General features: G+C 34.0%; 19 protein-coding genes and 1 pseudogene. 16 read left to right on the top strand and 4 right to left on the bottom strand.

The features are described 5' to 3' along the window. Positions 1–401 precede the first annotated feature (401 nt). From AC4PRO_RS15910 to AC4PRO_RS15950, 9 genes and pseudogenes are all read left to right on the top strand, one after another. Positions 402–1,784 (top strand): NAD-dependent succinate-semialdehyde dehydrogenase, encoded by a 1,383-nt coding sequence (locus AC4PRO_RS15910; protein ID WP_492118075.1) that lies wholly within the window; start codon positions 402–404, stop codon positions 1,782–1,784. A gap of 204 nt (positions 1,785–1,988) precedes the next feature. After that, the gene (locus tag AC4PRO_RS15915; protein ID WP_492118076.1) at positions 1,989–3,140 is read left to right on the top strand and encodes a baeRF3 domain-containing protein; all 1,152 of its coding nucleotides are present in this window, start codon (positions 1,989–1,991) and stop codon (positions 3,138–3,140) included. 45 nt (positions 3,141–3,185) lie between these two features. Then, the gene (locus tag AC4PRO_RS15920; RefSeq protein WP_492118077.1) at positions 3,186–3,368 is read left to right on the top strand and encodes a hypothetical protein; all 183 of its coding nucleotides are present in this window, start codon (positions 3,186–3,188) and stop codon (positions 3,366–3,368) included. A 371-nt stretch (positions 3,369–3,739) separates the two neighbouring features. Continuing rightward, the gene (locus AC4PRO_RS15925) at positions 3,740–3,907 is read left to right on the top strand and encodes a hypothetical protein (protein WP_176980657.1); all 168 of its coding nucleotides are present in this window, start codon (positions 3,740–3,742) and stop codon (positions 3,905–3,907) included. Positions 3,908–4,098: 191 nt separating this feature from the next. After that, positions 4,099–4,650: a ferritin gene (locus AC4PRO_RS15930; RefSeq protein ID WP_492118078.1), complete on the top strand. Its 552-nt coding sequence runs from the start codon at positions 4,099–4,101 to the stop codon at positions 4,648–4,650. Positions 4,651–4,760: 110 nt separating this feature from the next. Then, a complete protein-coding gene (locus AC4PRO_RS15935) occupies positions 4,761–5,513 on the top strand; it encodes a PRC-barrel domain-containing protein (protein ID WP_492118079.1) in 753 nt (250 codons plus the stop codon). A 10-nt stretch (positions 5,514–5,523) separates the two neighbouring features. After that, complete coding sequence (locus tag AC4PRO_RS15940; protein WP_074723859.1) at positions 5,524–5,745, top strand: hypothetical protein; 222 nt, start codon at positions 5,524–5,526, stop codon at positions 5,743–5,745. A gap of 31 nt (positions 5,746–5,776) precedes the next feature. Then, entirely contained in the window at positions 5,777–6,445 is a 669-nt protein-coding gene (locus tag AC4PRO_RS15945) for an FAD-binding oxidoreductase (RefSeq protein ID WP_492118080.1), read from the top strand. Positions 6,446–6,956: 511 nt separating this feature from the next. Then, positions 6,957–7,669, top strand: a pseudogene (locus AC4PRO_RS15950) (NADP-dependent oxidoreductase); the annotation flags it as partial. 244 nt (positions 7,670–7,913) lie between these two features. Here AC4PRO_RS15950 and AC4PRO_RS15955 read toward each other — a convergent pair. Genes AC4PRO_RS15955 through AC4PRO_RS15965 form a run of 3 tightly spaced genes read right to left on the bottom strand, consistent with a single transcriptional unit; the run spans position 7,914 to position 9,751 of the window. Continuing rightward, entirely contained in the window at positions 7,914–8,579 is a 666-nt protein-coding gene (locus AC4PRO_RS15955) for a conjugal transfer protein TraD (RefSeq protein WP_492118081.1), read from the bottom strand. Further along, the gene (locus tag AC4PRO_RS15960; RefSeq protein WP_492118082.1) at positions 8,554–8,979 is read right to left on the bottom strand and encodes a DUF3408 domain-containing protein; all 426 of its coding nucleotides are present in this window, start codon (positions 8,977–8,979) and stop codon (positions 8,554–8,556) included. The genes AC4PRO_RS15955 and AC4PRO_RS15960 overlap by 26 nt, the downstream gene beginning before the upstream one ends. A gap of 4 nt (positions 8,980–8,983) precedes the next feature. Next, positions 8,984–9,751 (bottom strand): ParA family protein, encoded by a 768-nt coding sequence (locus AC4PRO_RS15965; RefSeq protein WP_492118083.1) that lies wholly within the window; start codon positions 9,749–9,751, stop codon positions 8,984–8,986. Between the two features lie 728 nt (positions 9,752–10,479). On the opposite strand from AC4PRO_RS15965, the gene mobA reads away from it, so the two are divergent. The 7 genes from mobA to AC4PRO_RS16000 all read left to right on the top strand — a co-directional run bounded on the left by mobA (position 10,480) and on the right by AC4PRO_RS16000 (position 17,768). Next, positions 10,480–10,920 (top strand): conjugal transfer protein MobA, encoded by a 441-nt coding sequence (gene mobA / locus AC4PRO_RS15970; protein ID WP_492118091.1) that lies wholly within the window; start codon positions 10,480–10,482, stop codon positions 10,918–10,920. Beyond that, the gene (mobB, locus tag AC4PRO_RS15975) at positions 10,917–12,233 is read left to right on the top strand and encodes a conjugal transfer protein MobB (protein ID WP_492118084.1); all 1,317 of its coding nucleotides are present in this window, start codon (positions 10,917–10,919) and stop codon (positions 12,231–12,233) included. The genes mobA and mobB overlap by 4 nt, the downstream gene beginning before the upstream one ends. Positions 12,234–12,338: 105 nt before the next feature. After that, entirely contained in the window at positions 12,339–14,339 is a 2,001-nt protein-coding gene (mobC, locus tag AC4PRO_RS15980) for a conjugal transfer protein MobC (protein ID WP_492118085.1), read from the top strand. Positions 14,340–14,807: 468 nt separating this feature from the next. Continuing rightward, positions 14,808–15,566 (top strand): metallophosphoesterase, encoded by a 759-nt coding sequence (locus tag AC4PRO_RS15985; RefSeq protein ID WP_492118086.1) that lies wholly within the window; start codon positions 14,808–14,810, stop codon positions 15,564–15,566. A gap of 145 nt (positions 15,567–15,711) precedes the next feature. Continuing rightward, positions 15,712–16,701, top strand: a complete 990-nt coding sequence (locus AC4PRO_RS15990; RefSeq protein WP_492118087.1) for a MarR family transcriptional regulator — start codon at positions 15,712–15,714, stop codon at positions 16,699–16,701. Next, positions 16,695–17,459: a hypothetical protein gene (locus tag AC4PRO_RS15995; protein WP_492118088.1), complete on the top strand. Its 765-nt coding sequence runs from the start codon at positions 16,695–16,697 to the stop codon at positions 17,457–17,459. The genes AC4PRO_RS15990 and AC4PRO_RS15995 overlap by 7 nt, the downstream gene beginning before the upstream one ends. Positions 17,460–17,465: 6 nt before the next feature. Next, positions 17,466–17,768: a hypothetical protein gene (locus AC4PRO_RS16000; protein ID WP_492118089.1), complete on the top strand. Its 303-nt coding sequence runs from the start codon at positions 17,466–17,468 to the stop codon at positions 17,766–17,768. Positions 17,769–18,265: 497 nt separating this feature from the next. Here AC4PRO_RS16000 and AC4PRO_RS16005 read toward each other — a convergent pair whose 3' ends face one another. Further along, positions 18,266–19,180, bottom strand: a complete 915-nt coding sequence (locus AC4PRO_RS16005; protein WP_492118090.1) for a DNA topoisomerase — start codon at positions 19,178–19,180, stop codon at positions 18,266–18,268. Positions 19,181–19,246: the final 66 nt, after the last annotated feature.

A 19,246-nucleotide genomic window follows, 5' to 3' on the forward strand; every position in this document is an offset into this window, starting at 1 on the left:
TAACGAAATACAATTTGAATACATTTAATTCTTTTTTTTTGTTGTTGAAACTGGGTTGTAAATTAAACCAGCAGATATCAAACTTTAGCAGCAAGTGCAGAGAATATCAACTCACAACAGACCGCTAGAAATGAGAAAAGCATAAACCGTTATCACAAGTAACCTTACGTCACAATAATTTTTACCAATCGAATTTGTAGATAAGATAACTATATAACTATCTGATAATTAATTAGTTTTAACTGGTAATATTCACTACCTTCACTAAAATCGCATTAAAGTCCTACGTGAAAATTGTAGTGTATCCATTTAGATCAATGAAATTGATGTATTCTTTTGGAAATGAGTTCAAAACGGTTGCGGAATATTTCCGCAGACTATGTAATTAAATACGAGTCAATATGTCCATACAAACGGTTAATCCAAACACAAACAAGATAGTGAAGTCTTTCGAAGAAATGACAGAGAAAGCAGTTGATGCTAAAGTGGCGAAAGCCCATCTAGCTTATACAAACTGGAAAGAAACGAGCTACCAGCAACGGGCTGATTTACTACATAAAGTAGCTAAACTCATGCGAATCAAGAAATCTGAACTTGCCAAAACTATCACCTTAGAAATGGGTAAGCTCCTTTCCGAAGCAGAAGGAGAAATCGACTTGAGTGCTGATATAATAGATTACTATGCCGATAACGCAGAAGGTTTTCTTGCCGATAAAGTACTTGATCCAGAATATGGAGAAGCTATAATTCGAAATAGCCCCATCGGTGTATTGTTAGGTGTGATGCCATGGAATTTTCCTTACTATCAAGTAGCACGCTTTGCAGCTCCTAACATTATGGTGGGCAATACCATATTACTTAAGCATGCATCCATAGTACCACAATGTGCTGCTGCTATCGAAAAACTATTCGAAGAAGCAAAAGCACCTGAAGGATTATATACCAATTTATTTATTACAGGCAAACATGCATCAGCATTGGTTTCTGATAAAAGAATAAAAGGTGTTTCCTTAACAGGAAGTGAAGAAGCTGGTGCAAGTATTGCCATGGAAGCCGGAAAACATTTGAAAAAGGTTGTATTAGAGCTAGGCGGTAATGATGTGTTCATTATACTGGAAGATGCCGACATGGAAAAAACAGTTGAGTGGGCAGTTGTAGGCAGGATGAATAACAACGGTCAATGTTGTATAGCCTCCAAACGGTTCATTGCCGTGGAAGCAATAGCCGACGAATTTATTCAAAAGTTTAAGGATAAGTTATCAAAAATGAAAGTGGGTGATCCAATGGATCCCGCTACCGACTTAGGCCCTTTAAGTAGTGAAGCAGCCGCAGTTCATTTAGCCGATCAAGTAAAACGTTCTGTTGATGAAGGTGCAAAAGTCTTATTGGGCGGTAAACGTGCAGATCGTGAAGGTGCCTTTATGGAACCCACCATACTTACCGATTTGAAACCTAGCATTGCTGCTTATCATGAAGAATTATTTGGACCTGTAGCCTCATTCTATGTGGTGAAAGACGACCAAGCTGCCATTGATTTAGCCAATGATTCCAATTATGGCCTTGGAGGTTCTGTATTTACACAGGACATTCAACGAGGAAGAAGAATTGCCGATCAAATTGATACAGGAATGGTCTTCATCAATCATCCCACTTGGACACAAGCAGATCTTCCATTTGGCGGAACAAAGCATTCAGGCTTCGGTCGGGAACTATCAGAGTTAGGAATTCAAGAGTTTGTAAATAAAAAACTAATTCGTGTAAGTGGACTAAATGATCCATTTTAAAAAAAGTAATAAATTAGAAAAACCTGATATTAAATACTCAATACATGTTAAATATTTAGCAACTATAATTTAGATACTTTGTATATTTTTCTCTCTATCTTCAAAGAAATAAAATGAATTAACCTCATGAAAATAAAACAATGTATTTGACAAATCAATAAAACAATGTAAATAATTATTTAACAACTAATAAATCAAAAATATATGAATTTACTTACTAAAGACATGATGCCAGAATTATTAAGTGTGAATGAAGGAAGCTGCATATCACTATATATGCCCACGCACCGTGCCCATCCTAACAATCTCCGGGATCCGATACTATTTAAAAATCTGTTGAAAAACCTAAAAAATTCCCTACTCCAAAAACATTCAGAGTCAGAAGTTGAAATACTGCTGGAGCCATTTGTAGCGCTTGAAAGTAATAAAGAGTTTTGGAGACATACCTTAGACGGACTGGCTGTACTTGGTACAGTTGATACGTTCAGAACTATAAATTTACCCGTACCAGTAAAAGAATTAACCGTTGTGGCTAACAGCTTTCATACAAAACCACTTCGCAGATATTTGCAGTCAGTGGAGCGTTACAATGTATTAGGTTTAAGCTTACATGATTATCAAATTTATGAAGGAAATAGGCATTCACTTACAGAACTGGAGCTTCCCTCAGACACTCCAAAAAATATAAATGAAGCATTGGGTTATGATTTAACCGATAAGCATACCACTGTTGCATCTTATGGTGGTGTAGGTAACCAAACCAGCAACATGCATCACGGGCAAGGTGGGAAATCAGATCAAGCGGATATCGATACCGAAAAGTTTTTTCGCTTTGTCGCAAAAACGATTAATGATAACTATTCCGGTCCATCCGGATTGCCACTTATACTGGCTGCATTACCAGAGCACCACAATCTTTTTCATAAGGTAAGCAACAATCTTTCATTGCTTCCAAGCGGTATTGATGTGAATCCAAAGTCTGTAGAAACGGATGAGCTGGTGAAACATGCCTGGAAAGTTATGGAGCCTTACTATAATGAAAATATCGCCAAAATTTGTAATGAGTACGATCAGGCAAAATCAAAAGATACAGCAAGTGATAATATAAGTGAAGTAGCTGTAGCTGCGGCAGCCGGTAAGGTGGATACACTATTAATTGAATCAGAACTCCAAATTCCGGGCAAGATAATAAACGAGACAGGCAGCATTGAAAAAGGTGATTTGGCCAATCCTGAAGTGGATGATTTGCTGGATGACTTGGGCGAACTGGTAACAAAAATGGGCGGCAAAGTGATGATTATTCCACATGAAAAAATGCCTACGAAAACAGGGGTTGCCGGTCTGTTTCGTTATTAAAATCAAGCAAATAATGCTAATTCAAACAACTAAAAAATACTAGAAATGAAAATCTTACTAGAAACAGATTTTAATATCTCACGAACTGAAGAGATCAGAGAAACTTTGAAAGCTATAATAAAAGATGCTTTCGATAGGATCAGTGAACATAGAACTAGATTAGAAGCGCGCCCAAAGAGAATGCAACCTTTAGCCGTTATGAGCCATAAAGACCCCTTTAATCGCTAAATACCATATAGACATCGCTAAAAACTCTGTGGATAAAGACATAGAAAAAATGAAGACGTGTCTTGATACAGTATTGTGTCGCTTATGAATTTAATGCCCTTAGAATAAAATATTCACCAGAAGTTTAAGCAAAAAATAAATACAAAACGACAGTAAAAACTAAAAAAAGAGGTTGACCTATAAAACTCGACAATGAGAACCTCATATATCTTTGCTTATTTGTATAAAATGACAATTCAGTAAAACAGTTTTTTTTAGAATTATGCGACCACTTTTTGAAAAATAAAGTGATGAATAATTAGAAGTTTAAAAAAAATAGGCTTACAAGTTTAAACTAGAAAGCTAAATTAAAATATTAAAAACAGGAACATATGAAACAAGGAAAAGAAGAATTTAAATTTGTAAAAGAAGAAAACAATAAAACACGAAACTATATTTTTCAAAAAAATAAATTGACAAAAGTTACTGTCTATATCATTGCCGGTATAATAGCCCTTTGCTTCATAGGATTTATTATATTTACTATCGATTTATTTTGATGTAATTACACGAAATATCTTTTAATTGCACAAAATTACAGAATAAGATACCCTGTAAAATAACAGATATTAATTAAGGTTCAAAAAGTATGGATAAGGAAAAGAAACTATAAATCGATGAGAAAAATTGAAAAATATCACGTTTTTCCTTATTAGTACTTAGAAAAGCAAAATTATTTAAAAAAAATATTATGAAAACGAATAGACTTTCAAATAATCTCACAACCGCATTGAATGAGCAAATGACTAAAGAAGCACATGCTTCCCAAATATACTTATCATACGCTGCATGGGCTGATAACAATGGATTCAGCGGCATCGCAAATTTTCTTTTCCGTCATGCAGCAGAGGAACGAAACCATATGATGAAAATACTCGAATACATATTAAACAGAGGTGCAAAAGCCACAGTTACTGCTATTCCTGCACCTGCAACCGATCCTGTCAGTGTAAATAATTGCTTTAAAAAAGTATTTGAACATGAAGTGGATAATACAAAATCCATTTATAAAGTGGTAAAAATGGCACTCGATGAAGAAGATTGGGCTACATGGAATTTCTTACAGTGGTTCGTGAAAGAACAAATTGAAGAAGAAAATCTTGCCAGCCTTTTACTGGATAAAATTAAAATTGTGGGCGGTGAAAAAGCAAACGGTGATTCACTATACCTAATAGATAAAGATTTGGAAAAAAGGTCCGGTGAGTTAAGTATGGCTCAAGATGCTACCACTACTAATCCCTAATAAACAGGTTAAAGGCTTGGGTTTTTATTGATGATTTGAATTAATGTTCGGATGAAGCCTGCTTAATCGTAGTAATGAACCAAATAATTAAAGTAATATAAAATAATAATATGAAACGAAGTATAAACAGTTTATTAGGCTACATCATTAAAGGAACTGATGGTGAAATTGGAAAAGTAGATGATTTCTATTTTGATGACCAAACCTCAACCATACGGTATATGGTGGTAAAAACGGGAGGATGGCTTTCCGAAAAAAAAGTTTTGATTTCGCCCGAAGCATTTCAAAAACTGGATAGCGAATCAAAAACACTATCTGTATATCTTACGCAGGAAAAAATAAAAAACAGTCCTGATATTGACACAGACAAACCTGTTTCAGAACAACAGGAAGAGCTGATCCGTGGATACTACGCATGGCCCGGCTACTACGGAAACGGAATGTATGGACACATGGGGTTAGGCATGTGGGGATATCCGTTAGTTGAAGTAAGAGAGACAGAAAAGGAATTGATAAAAAGGAAAGCAGAAGAGCATACTAATGACAAACCGCATCTGCGAAGCACACGTGAAGTTACAGGGTATGCTATTCATGCAACGGACGGTGACATAGGCGAAGTCGAAGATTTTATAATTGATGATGTAATCTGGAAAATCAATTTTCTTGTTGTGGAAACCGGCAACTGGTTTTCGGGAAAAAAAGTGATCATTTCTCCACATTGGATTAAAGAGGTAAAATGGCAGCAGCAAAAAGTCATCATCAATCACTCAAAGGAGCAAGTGAAAAACAGTCCCAAGTATGATTCTTCGGAACCGATTAACGATTCATATGAGCATTCACTCAATGACTATTACGAAAAATAAAATAACAATTATGGAAATTTTACAAGAAGCAGCCGTTTTTGAAAAAGCTAAAATGAGTCATATGTCTAATAGTGATAGAGTGACAGCTTCAAGAGAAGCAAAACGGCTTGTATTAGCAATCAACAAGATCTATAAGAAGACAAAAGAAGCAACCTTAATGGATGTAATGAAGCGATTAACCGTTAAGAAAAAAAGAATTGATATTCGATTGAAAGGAAGAGTTAATTCTTGAGTATACCAATAATTCCTAATAAATAAACACAATGAAAAATCATATTGTAAAAATAATTTCAGTAGAGCCAGTAACGCATGATGTAAAGCGATTCACAATACAAAAGCCAGAAGGTTTCAAATTCAAACCGGGACAGGCAACCGAGGTGTCCATAAATACTCCTGCACTTAAAAATGAAAAACGACCTTTTACATTTACTAGTTTAAATGATAATAAACATCTAGAATTTACAATTAAAATTTATGATAGTCATAACGGAGTTACAAAAGAATTGGGAAAATTAAAGAACGGTGACGAACTTATCATCCGTGATGTTTGGGGCGCAATTGAATATAAAGGCGAAGGGGTATTCATTGCTGGTGGTGCAGGTGTCACACCATTCATTGCAATTTTGCGGCAGTTACAAGCGGATGAAAAAATTGCTAACAATAAACTAATTTTTACCAATAAAACCGAAAAAGATATAATTCTGAAAAAAGAATTTAATGAAATGCTCGGTAAGAATTTCATCAACACGCTCACTGATGAAAAAAAAGAGGGTTATGAAAATGGTAGGATTGACTATGCTTTTCTAAAAGAAAAAATAGATAACTTTAAACAGCACTTTTATGTTTGTGGTCCACCACAATTTGTAACAGCCATCTCAGAAGCACTCGCCCAATTGGGAGCGAAAACTGATGCAGTAGTTTTTGAGAAATAATCTGTTAAAACGTCTTTAACTATTTATGTTCTTTTCTCGAATTTAGAATTATATAAAAATCTCCTTAAATTCATATTGTGTACGATACAAACGCATCCGATAGCAATAAATCATGAAAAAAAAAACATAAAAACGACAATAATCCAAAACATATTTTGTCTCCTAATAGCGTTAATTTTTATTTTATTTTTTTCTGAAAATATTGGTTAATATCTTGATAAAAAAATACTTTTGGCACTTTACATTCCGATAATACACTATTGTTCAGTCTTTTATTTCAACTAGTTCTCATAGCTTGAATCCTTTGGTCCTTTGGCACCTGGCAATCATAGATGAGATTCCGCAAAATAAAAAAACATACTGTTAGATCTAATTGGAAAGATAAAGATTAGAAAATAACACGGTTGATGTTTGGGAAGAGCTTCTCAATACTTATCTAAATAAAGATGTTAAGCTAGCTAATCGATAGTTTTTTAGAAAACTAAAAGCTAGATAATAAATAATAATTTACATGAAAGCACTACAAATCGTGAAATACAGTAAAATTAAAGACAGCTTATCCATCAATGAGATCGAAAAACCTTCTTTAAAACAAAATGATATTTTAGTTGAAGTTAAAGCAGCTTCGTTAAATACTATCGATTACAAAATGGTAGAAAGTAAACTGAAAGAGATGATCTCTTTAAACTTACCAAGCGCAATAGGTTTTGACGTATGTAGTGTGGTGGTTGAGAAAGGTGCAGATGTAAACAATTTCTAAATAGGAGATGAAGCCTTTTCCAGAGTGCCACAAGAAAAAATGGGTACTATTGCAGAATTTGTAAGTGTAAATAGTGACCTCTTTGCTAAAAAAACCAAAAATAGTTCTTTCGAAGAAGTAGCAGGACTTACATTAACAGCACTTATACCAATACAAGCCTTGGAGAGCGTTGGCATAAAGAGAATGATAGAATTCTTATTCATGCTGAGGCTGTTGGTGTAGGTAGCTTTGCAATTCAATATGCTAAAGCTAAAGGAGCTATCGTATATACGACTACCAGCAGCGAAAATGTAGACTGGGTCAAAGCTTTGAGTGCTGACCGAGTAATCGATTATAAACCTGAAGATTATAAAGAGGTTGCAAACAATTTGGATATTGTTTTTGACACTTTAGGGAATGAGTACACCTTTGATGCTTTTGAAATCATTAAAGAAGGTGGAAAAGTGACTACGATAGTAGGTCCAAAGAAGAGTTTTTAAAATTCAATCTTAATAAGTTATCGGAATTAAATAAACTTAGCATTGAGGAAAATAAAATATTGTTTTGTAGCAAAAACATACATGAAATAATGTACTTAATAATGAAAGGGTTACGGAGATTATAAAATACTTAGAGTTGAAAACGAAGGTTGACTGAAATCTTTATGAATTACTTTGTAATTAAATATTACTAAATTACTATTTAAGATTCTGAAAAATATTGGGGAGCCTAAATAAACTCCCCAATATCAAACTCCTCTAAATCATTTTTCCGCAAAGAAGAAGAACTGAAATCTGTTTCAAAAGAAAGTGTACCGTCTAGCAGCTTGGCTATTTTTTGAGAAGCATCTTCGATAGAATTTTCCAATAGGTCGAATAATTCGGTTCCTTGTATTTTCTGAAGTAGGACTGTTGCTGTTTCCTTTTGAGATGGTCTCATTTTCTCTTTTTTTAACAACGTTTTTACAGTGCTTAATTCTTCAAAGGTAACCCCTTGAGCAAAACCATTTTCGCCATCGGATATTCCATAACTATTCCAATCTTCTTCCTCGTCCTCAAAATCAGGTACATTCCCAAAAACTTCATCCAGCTCTTCTTGTGAAATTTGTTCATCGACTTTTTCTTCGTCGATTTCAATATCAAAATTACCATTAGTTTGTTCCTCTTTCTGCTCTTGACTTTCATTGCCGTTTTTTGGCACTGAAAGGATTCTTTGAGGTTTGGGTTGTCCCATAATGTCGGGTAGCTTTGGATTACTTTTTTCTTGCACTGGCTTTTGTTCAGGATATTTCTTGATGATAATCTTGTCTTGTAAAAGCAGTACAATAACAATTAGTAAGCATATTACGATCACTGTTTCCATAACTTCTTTATAAAATGGGTTTGTATTTATCATTAAAACTCTTAGTAATCTGCTCACCAAATTCCTGAAAATGGTAATCTAGCAAATTATCCAAATAAGCATAAATAGTGATCTTGTCTTCCCCTATCACCTGTACAATACGGGAAAGTTTTTCATGAAAATCAGGTCGGATATAAACCGTTTTTCCGTCACGAGCAATGGTATCGATCCTTTTGAAAAAGATGCTTTCGTAATCCCCTTCACTTACCCTTTTGCCCCTACTCTTTTCCTTAAACATAGTTTTCTCCTTTGGAAACTCTTTAGAATTGCTATTTTCTATTTCCTTTTCTACTGGAATTTGTAAACCTTCCTTTTTTATACCATCCACCATCAAGTTCATCATCAACTCTTCGTTAATTTCGGGAGTATTTTTTTTCTTGTTTCCTTTCTCCATAATTCTATAATTGAATGATTTTCAAAAATTCATTTATAAACTGGTCTAACTGACAGGTTTTCATCAAACGTTCATCGGGAGGCATTACAGTAGAACGAAATATGGTTTTGCTATTCTCTTCACTTTCTTTTCGAAAGCGGGTACTGTTCTTAATTTGGCTTTGCATTAAACTTAATCCCAAATGGTCGATTAGTTGGTTGTAAACTTTGTACAAAGGCGTACTTTCTCTACCATCCACCTGATTCCAAAACAGGTTAATAGTTTCTATAGAAGTTGCTCCTTTTTTCATAATTACATCTTGCAATAGCTGCGTAAAAATGAGTGTGCTTTCCATAACCAAACGATCAGCCGTTATTGGCGTAAAAATGTGGTGCATTCCTGCCAAAGCTTTCAGAATACCAGGAGTATTCACCGTTCCAGGGAGATCAAAAAATAGAACATCAATTGGTACAGTAGTATTATTTAAAAATTCCTGAGCAGCCTCCAATACGCTTTCCGCTTTGTGCTGTAGAATGGGATAGGCTTTTTTGTTGATGGTGGTAAATTGTTTGTAAGCTAGTTTTTTCAAATGCTCATTTTCCATAACCATAGCCAGATCACGAGATTTCATTTTGATTAAACTGTGCTGAGGGAAATCGGCATCAAAGACGGCTACATTGTAACCTAATCGATAATGCAATGTACTTGCAACTAATGTTGTAAACGTACTTTTTCCGACACCTCCTTTTTGAGAAGAAAAAGCGATAAATTTTGTGTTGTGTTTTGCATTCATAGTTCCACTGTTTTTAATTATTTATATCGGTATTTACTTGTATTGGTATTTTTTTATTTAGTTACCTACAGCAATAGGTGTGTACTTCTTTATGTGTGATTTTATGTAATTAAGTAGGCAGTTAACAAAATATCTGCACATTGCGTTATGTATTTATATCTGTAGGCAATTCCAGGAGTATTTATCCGCAGGAGTACTTAGAAACGCAAGTACATCTGTACTTAATCATGTAAATATCTAGTTCAATCTATCTCTATTTACAACTGTATGACTGTACTTTTCTATAGTGATACCTATGTAGTTATGTTGTTACGTACGAAGCTAACTAGGTATTCCTGTTTGTTTATAAGTACAAAGAAACAGAGCGATATAAGTGCTTTTAACATTGTGGTTGTTCTTGGCTTTTATTGACACGGTTTGGCAATTCCTTTAAGCATAACACTAAACCAATCAATGTCTTACTTTGTTAAAGAAGTAAATAGATTAAAAAATGAAGGCCATAAATAGAATTTCAAACAAGAACTGGAACGGCCTTAAGCCGTTTTTCCCTGCTCTATTAAATCTGTCCTGCCGACAGGCGGATGGATTATCTGTTCACCAGAACAGAGCAAGTTGTGTTTTGAGGCACTCGAAATGAATTCCGTACCTCAAAACAACTTGCCCGCCGCGGCGGGGCTTAAAACTCCCTCCGAAGTCGGGGTTTTCTAAAAATTAAAATTGGAATGATGATGGAGAATCAAGAGAACAAAAAACAACACAAAGGTGGTAGGAATCCCAAAAAGGATCCTAGCATTCATCGTTATGTTTTTCGTTTAACGGATCAGGAAAATGCTAAATTCCTTTCGCTTTTTGAAGCTTCGGGATTAGACAATAAAGCTCGTTTTATTACTTCTGTTTTATTTGAAAAGCAAATAAAAACGGTAAAAGTAGATATGGCAGCAATGGATTATTACATGCGTTTAACCACTTTATATGGTCAATTTCGTGCAGTTGGTATCAATTACAATCAGATTGTCAAGATACTATACCGCAATTTTTCTGAAAAGAAAGCAGCAGCTTACCTCTTTAAATTAGAAAAACAAACAATAGAATTAGCTCAGTTATGTCGCGATATCGCTCAATTAACAGCAGAGTTTGAATTTAAACATCTGAAAAAAGAAGAAAAATGATAGCTAAAATTGGTCGTGGAGCAAATATAATTGGTGCACTTTCGTATAACCATTTGAAAGTTGACCAAGAAAATGGAGCAATACTAGCGACCCATAGAATAAGAGAAACAGTCAATGGACAGTTTACCGTTAACCAATTATACAGCTCTTTTGAACCTTATTTAATGGCAAATAAACGAACAGAAAAACCTGTTTTGCATATCTCACTTAACCCAAATCCAAAAGATAGTGTTACTGATGAAGACTTTAGAAAAATCGCAAAAGACTACATGGAACTTATGGGCTATGGAGATCAGCCTTACGTAGTTTTCAAACACACTGATATTGAACGAACGCACATTCATATCGTTTCGACCTGTGTAGATCGTTACGGTAAAAAGTTACCTGATTCTTATGAAAAATTGCGCTCTATGAATGCTTGTCGCGAATTGGAACAAAAATATCAATTGCGTCCTGCTACTGAAAAGAAACACAATTCGAAAGAAGTAATTTTCAAACCTGTTGACTACAAAGAAGCTAATATAAAAAGTCAAATAGCATCGGTAATTCGGCATTTGCCAAAGTATTACCAGTATCAAAGTTTAGGAGCTTATAACGCATTACTCTCTCTATTTAATATCACTGCCGAACAAATAACAGGAGAAATTCAAGGTAAGACGAAGCAAGGACTCATCTATTTTGCATTGGATAATAAAGGAGAAAAAGCAACAAATCCGTTTAAATCCTCTCTCTTTGGAAAACAGGCTGGAATGGAAAGTTTACAAAATCATTTTGAACAATCAAAAGTTAAAATGAAAACAGAACCTTTAAAAGAGATCCTGAAAAATTCGATTGAAGTTGCCCTACACACCACAACTAGTGAAACTGACTTAAAAAAACAATTAATAGATCAGGGAGTTAATACCGTTGTTCGAAGAAATGATCAAGGGCGAATATATGGAATAACTTTTATTGACCACGAATCTCGCACGGTTTGGAATGGATCCCAATTGAGTAAAAATTTATCTGCTAATGTTTTTAATGAGTTATGGAAAAAGGATGGAACTAACCAAGTTCAGAATCCTAGTAAAATTGATAAAACAGTCTCATCCCAAAATCAAGAGAAAGACTCCAAACCAGAAAATGAAAAACCGCACGCTCTTTTCGATTTTCTTAATGGAAATAATTCAACCCATTCTAATACAAATTGTGGACTTATAGAAAGCCTTGGAAGTTTATTACCAAATGCTCAAGGTGAAGATTATGAAGAGCAAGCATTTGCTAATCAATTCAAGAAAAAGGCGAAACGAAACAATCGTAGCGGCAAGAAATAGTTTCAGCGAGACAACAAATGCCAATGAACGCCAATGGAGGTCAGTTATCTTAGATTCTTCTACGTTCGATCTACTTTCGCCTGTTACATTTTAAATATTTCTACTATGCAAGGAGAAGACGATTTAAGAGGACTCGCCAAAATAATGGCTTTCATGCGTGCGGTAAGTATTCTTTTGCTACTGATGCACTTTTACTGGTTTTGCTATAGCTTTTTCTTAGAAAAAGGTTGGACCCTAGAAATCATTAATAAAATACTAGGCAATTTTCAGCGGACGGCAAGTCTGTTTTCTCACACCCTATACACCAAGATTTTTGCTTTGGTGTTGTTAGCTTTAAGCTGTTTGGGAACAAAAGGAGTAAAAAACGAAAAAATTATTTGGACAAAAATATACATTGCCATAATTATTGGATTTATACTTTTCTTTCTCAACACACCCTTGTTAAAGTTGTCCGCTGGAATCGCTATCTCCTTGTACATCTTGACTACTTCAGCGGGTTATATTTCGTTAATGGTAGCTGGTGTATGGATTAACCGTCTGCTTCGTACCAATCTCATGGACGATGTTTTCAATAATGAGAATGAAAGCTTTATGCAAGAAACTACATTAATGCAAAACGAGTATTCCGTTAATTTGCCAACCAAGTTTTATTACAAAGGAAAATGGAATGAAGGATGGATTAACGTTGTAAATCCTTTCCGAGCCTCCATTGTTTTGGGAACACCAGGTTCTGGAAAAAGTTACGCCATCATAAACAACTATATTAAGCAGCACATTGAAAAAGGATTTTCGATGTACATCTATGATTTTAAATTCGATGATCTTTCCACCATTGCATACAATCATTTATTAAAGCATAGCGATAAGTATACCATTAAACCAAAGTTCTATATTATCAACTTTGACGATCCTAGCAGAAGCCACCGTTGTAATCCCATCAATCCCGATTTCATGACGGACATCTCAGATGCTTATGAATCGGCTTATACGATAATGTTGAATCTTAATAGGAGTTGGATACAAAAACAAGGGGATTTCTTTGTGGAATCTCCGATTATATTATTAGCAGCCATAATCTGGTTTCTGAAAATTTATGATAACGGAAAGTACTGTACTTTTCCGCATGCTATTGAATTACTGAACAAGAAATATGTTGATGTATTTACCATCCTTACTTCCTACCCTGATCTCGAAAACTATTTATCTCCGTTTATGGATGCTTGGCAAGGTGGTGCTCAAGATCAGTTGCAAGGGCAAATCGCTTCCGCAAAAATTCCTTTGTCTCGAATGATTTCACCGCAACTCTATTGGGTAATGACTGGAGATGATTTTTCGTTAGACATTAATAATCCAGATGAACCAAAAATTCTCTGCGTTGGAAATAATCCTGATCGTCAGAATATTTATTCGGCGGCATTGGGTTTGTACAATTCGAGAATCATAAAGCTAATTAACAAAAAAGGAAAATTAAAAAGCTCCGTGATCATTGATGAGTTACCAACAATTTACTTCAGAGGACTTGATAATTTGATAGCCACAGCCAGAAGTAATAAAGTAGCGGTCTGTTTGGGATTTCAAGACTATTCGCAACTGACACGTGATTATGGAGACAAAGAAAGTAAGGTGATCCAAAATACCGTGGGGAATATATTCAGTGGACAGGTTGTGGGAGAGACTGCCAAAAGCTTATCTGAACGGTTTGGTAAAGTGTTGCAGAAACGTCAGAGTCTAACCATCAACCGAAATGATAAATCAACTTCGATATCCACTCAATTAGACAGTTTGATTCCAGCTTCCAAAATCTCTACGCTTACACAAGGAATGTTCGTGGGAGCGGTTTCAGACAACTTTGACGAACGTATTGAACAGAAAATTTTCCATTCGGAAATTGTCGTAGATAATGAAAAAGTAGCTTCAGAAACTAAAGCATATAAAAAGATACCTGTTATCTTATCTTTCGTTGATGAAAATGGTGAAGATCAAATGAAAGCCGAAATTGAGGCTAATTACAAACAGATAAAAAGGGATATTGTTTCGATTATTGAAAGTGAATTGGAACGGATAAAAAACGATCCTGATTTACAGCATTTGGTACAGGAGGGTTAGTTGAAAAGAATATCAACTATCAAGCAGACTTAATTACATAATGCTCAAATAGTGTATCTAAGCATTCTATTTATATAAAACCATTCAAGAAACAAACGCAAAATGTTTGTTATTATGTACAAATAGATTTTTTTTGTTCATAATAACGAACGTTTATGAAAATGAGTGCCAAAAAACAAATCTTGTTCCCTAAACATGACCTCCTTTTATAGCGACTGGGTCAAAATATTAAAATGGCTCGTAAAAGAAGAAAACCAACAGCCACATCTGGGATCATAGGAGCACATTCAAGCCACCTGGTCCTATCCATCCTATCGAGATTGACAGGTTTGAAGAAGATGACTTTGCTATTGACGATTTTTCTGATTAAGAAGATTAGAGATTTTTTGATTTAGTTTAATACGTGAAAATCCTCTATTTTTGCAACAGAAATTCCTTGTTTTTTAAAAACTAAATAGCCTACTTCGTATGAAAGTCCAATATTGTTCCGACCTACATCTTGAGTTCCCAGAAAATAAAAACTATCTACTTCAAAACCCTATACAGCCAGAAGCGGATATTTTAATTTTAGCTGGAGATATAGTTCCGTTTGCCATAATGGATAAACACCCGGATTTCTTCGATTACATTTCAGCTCATTTTAAAATGACTTTTTGGATTCCTGGAAATCACGAATATTACTATTACAACATTGCAGAAAAAAGTGGTGTTTTAGAGGAGCAAATCCGTCACAATATTTTTTTAGTAAACAATTGCGTCAAAGAAATTTCAGGTGTTAATCTGATTTTTTCAACTTTATGGTCTAACATTTCACCTTTAAGACAGTGGCTTATTAAAGAAAGTCTTTCTGACTTTAAAGTAATTAAATACAAGAATCGTTTATTCAATCCGGATGATTATCACATCCTGCATCAAGAAAGTTTGGCATTTATTAAAAAAGCAGTACAGGAAACTGCTAATAAGAAAACAATTGTAGTAACACATCATGCGCCAACATTTATCAATTATCCTGAAAAATATGCCGACAGCAAAATCAATGAAGCCTTCGCAACAAACTTAGATGTCTTTATAGAAAATAATACTATCGATTATTGGATTTATGGACATCATCATTGCAATGTTGGTGATTTTGAAATTGAAAATACAAAACTATTAACCAATCAATTGGGATATATCAAATACAATGAAAATGTTGGATTCAATAATAAAGCTATTATTTCAATTTAAATAAGCCGACAAATTGTAAAGTAATCAATTGACTTTATCCATTAATTAATTGATATTTATTCATTAATTAATGAACATTTACCTTAATAAACCTATATTTGCATAATAAACCTATCAAGTTTATTATAACTTTTATTAGTTTATTATGGAGGAATTAAAAAAATATTTTCAACAAATACTCGGCGTACAACTCGAAATAAAAGAGTTAAAAAAGGAACAATTGAATAAACTACCTTTTGTATACAAAAGTAATTTTAAGTTCTATAGCACCACCTTTAGAACCCATCAATTAATTTTATTGGAGCTAAACAAAGAGGATACTTTCAATGCAAATCAGTTAAGAAAACAAGTAGTTGAGATTCAAAAAAAACTTGAAAAACGGATAATTATAGTAACTGACACTATAACCGCAATAAACCGTAAACGGCTAGTAGAAAACAGAATAAGTTTCATTATACCTGGGAAACAAATGTTTATGTCAGAATTATTAATAGACCTTAAAGATTTTGAGAAAGACAAAGCATTTAAAAAATCTGTCTTACTACTACCCTCAGCTCAATTAATCTTATTATATCAAATTTTACACAAAGAGGATAATTTAAGCCAATATACATTCAAAGAACTAGCTGAGAAATTCCAATACACACAAATGGGAATTACCAAAGCAATAGAAAACTTGAAAAGATTAGCCATAGTCAAAGTAGAAGGGACAAAAGAAAAGAATATCATATTCGAAAAAGACATTGAAAAACTATGGAAAGACAGAGAAGGATTGTGTATTAATCCCGTAATGAAAACGGTTTATGTTGATGATAAACCACAAGGGTTGTTTAAGTCAAACACAACCGCACTGGAAGAATATACGGATATGAATTCAAGTTCAATAGAATACTTTGCTATTGAGAAAAAACAATTTTACGAATTGAGAAAAAACAATCTTTTAGTAAACCTAAATAGTGAAAATGGCAACTATGCATTAGAAGTTTGGAAATACAATCCGGAACTACTCACAAAAGGAATAACAAAGAAAAATAATGTAGATCCATTGTCATTATATTTAAGTTTAAAAGACGGATTTATTGATGAACGAACAGATATGGCATTAGACCAAATAATAGAAAAATACATATGGTAAGAGGTTTAGAAATTTTCAGACAACATTTCAAAGAATTCACAGATAACTACATTATCATTGGTGGAACCGCTTGCGATATTATTATTGATAGCGTTGGTCTTACACCACGAGCTACAAAAGACATTGATATAATTTTAGTCATCGAAGCATTAAGCCCCGAATTTGTAATTCATTTTTGGGAATTTATCAAACAAGGAAATTATGATGTCAAGGAGAAAAGTGAAGAAGACAGAAAATACTATCGCTTCCAGAAACCACAAGTAGAAGAATTTCCATTTCAAATTGAATTATTCTCCAGAATACCTGATTTATTAGATTTAAATGAAGAAACATATTTAATACCTATTCCTGTTGACACTGAAATTTCAAGTTTATCGGCGATATTGATGGATGATGATTATTACAACTTCACAATCCAACACAGTCAATTAGATAACGGTATACATCTCGCCAATAGTGAAGCTTTAATAGGATTAAAAGCCAAAGCATTCCTCGATTATAAAACGCGCAAAGAAAACGGAGAAAAAATTGATGAAAGACAATTAAGAAAACATAAAATGGATGTTTTCAGATTGTTATTACTACTAGCTCCCGAAGATAACTTTGCAATTCCAACAAGTATAAAAACGGATATAGTAAATTTTGCTGAAGCAGTAAAGAATGATTTGCCAGACAAACAAATTTTTAAAGAAATGGGTGCAGGAAATGTGAATGTAAAGGAGTTATTTGAACAATTAATTAGTGCTTTTAATATTTAAAAATAAATGGGAAAGTATTTAGGACTTGATTTGGGCACAAATTCAATTGGTTGGGCTATAATTGACAATGATACAAATCATGTGATTAATAGTGGAGTGAACATTTACAACACTGGTTTTAAAAATAAACAATTCACTCCAGTCAAAAAAACTAAAAAACGACAAAAAAGCAGCATTGCATTATGTGTTATCGCTACTATTCTACTAATTGTCAGTATCATAAATATTGTAAATTGGCGGTTTTGGCTCAATATATCGTTGACAACATATATTTCAGTTCTACCACTTAATCTCCAAGTCAATAAATAATAGAATTTAGAAACTATGGCAAACACGATTACCAATTTAACTCAACAGCAGAAACGTTCTAAGAGATAATTCAGGTAATCAATAAGCCTCACTCCAGTCATTCTCTTTGCTCCGTTCGTATGCTCCAGTCGGTATGCCATCAACAGTAAGCTGTAAACGAAAAATAGTTTTTTGGCATCCTACCTTTCACAGGCACTTCACAGCCAATAAAAAAACAGCAGCTTAAAAATAAGCAGCTGTTTTTTTACACTGTTCCGTTCCTCAGCTCCACACGTTCATTCCTTGCGTTCGGTCAGGCTTTAATAAGCAGGATAGAGCTGCATTTCGTTATTCTCCGTTCCTACGCTCCACTGCATTCCAGCCCTATCCAGTTTATAGCCTTCCTTTTTACAATGTGAGTTGGTACTCACTTAATTTATCTCTCATTTGTTAAGTGAAATACATCAGTAAATCTTAGTTACATTTTACTAACAATGAGTAGAAATCAATAAACAACTTTATCTCCTTTTTTTCTTTTGTGGAAACACAAATGACGTTTCTCCATTTTCATTCATAACGATGAAGGCGTCAAATTTCTTTCCAGATTTACTAATCATCCCTTTTAAGAGGCTTGTTTTACCTTTAGTAATTAATGCTTCCAGATCCACAAGGCTTAACTGTACGCCACATATATTTCGAAATTGAACCCAATTGCAATTTTCATCCTTACATTTAACCAACTTATCCCGGATTGCCAATTTCTCAAGCTTACATTTTGGACAGATTAGTTCTGGTTGATTTTCGACGGCAATAGATAAAGCAAGTATCTCGTGTGTTATAGTTGTTGTATAAACTTCTATTTCTCTTTGAAAATTTGCCATATTCTCTTCGTTGTTTTCTATTTTTTGCAAGGCTAGTTCCCACTCGGAAGTCATAGCAGCATTAGCGATCTTCATTTCTTTTACTAACTCGTAAACCTTTAGTCCTTTTTCTGAAGGTCCTAATAATTTCTTATCACGTTTGACATATTCCCTCTTAAAAAGGGTTTCAATAATAGCTGCTCTTGTTGCTGGTGTTCCAATCCCTACATTTTGAATTGCTTTACGTTCTTGTTCATTGCCAATCTGATTTCCTGCATTTTCCATTGCGGAAAGTAAACTTGCTTCCGTATAAAGAGCAGGTGGTTTAGTTTTCTTTTCCAATACTCTTGATGCCTTAATCTTGACTTCATCATCGATTTTTAGTTCCGGTAAGTCTTGAATAGGATCTTTTTCTTCATCTGAAAAGCTTCCTATAATTGCTCTCCAACCTGCATCAATAATTTTAATCCCTTTTAGTTCAAAATCATAGTGTATGACTTGCAAGACAACATCAGTTATCTCTTTAATACAAACAGGAGAAACGGCTTCAAGTAAACGGTATGGCGGATTCAAGGACCTATCGCAACAAGTCCATTAATTAGTTAGTTATTCAAAGTTAGTTTTTTTGTTGCATTTTGG

The sequence above is a fragment of the Flavobacterium sp. DW-iso2 genome (genome assembly GCF_058725285.1).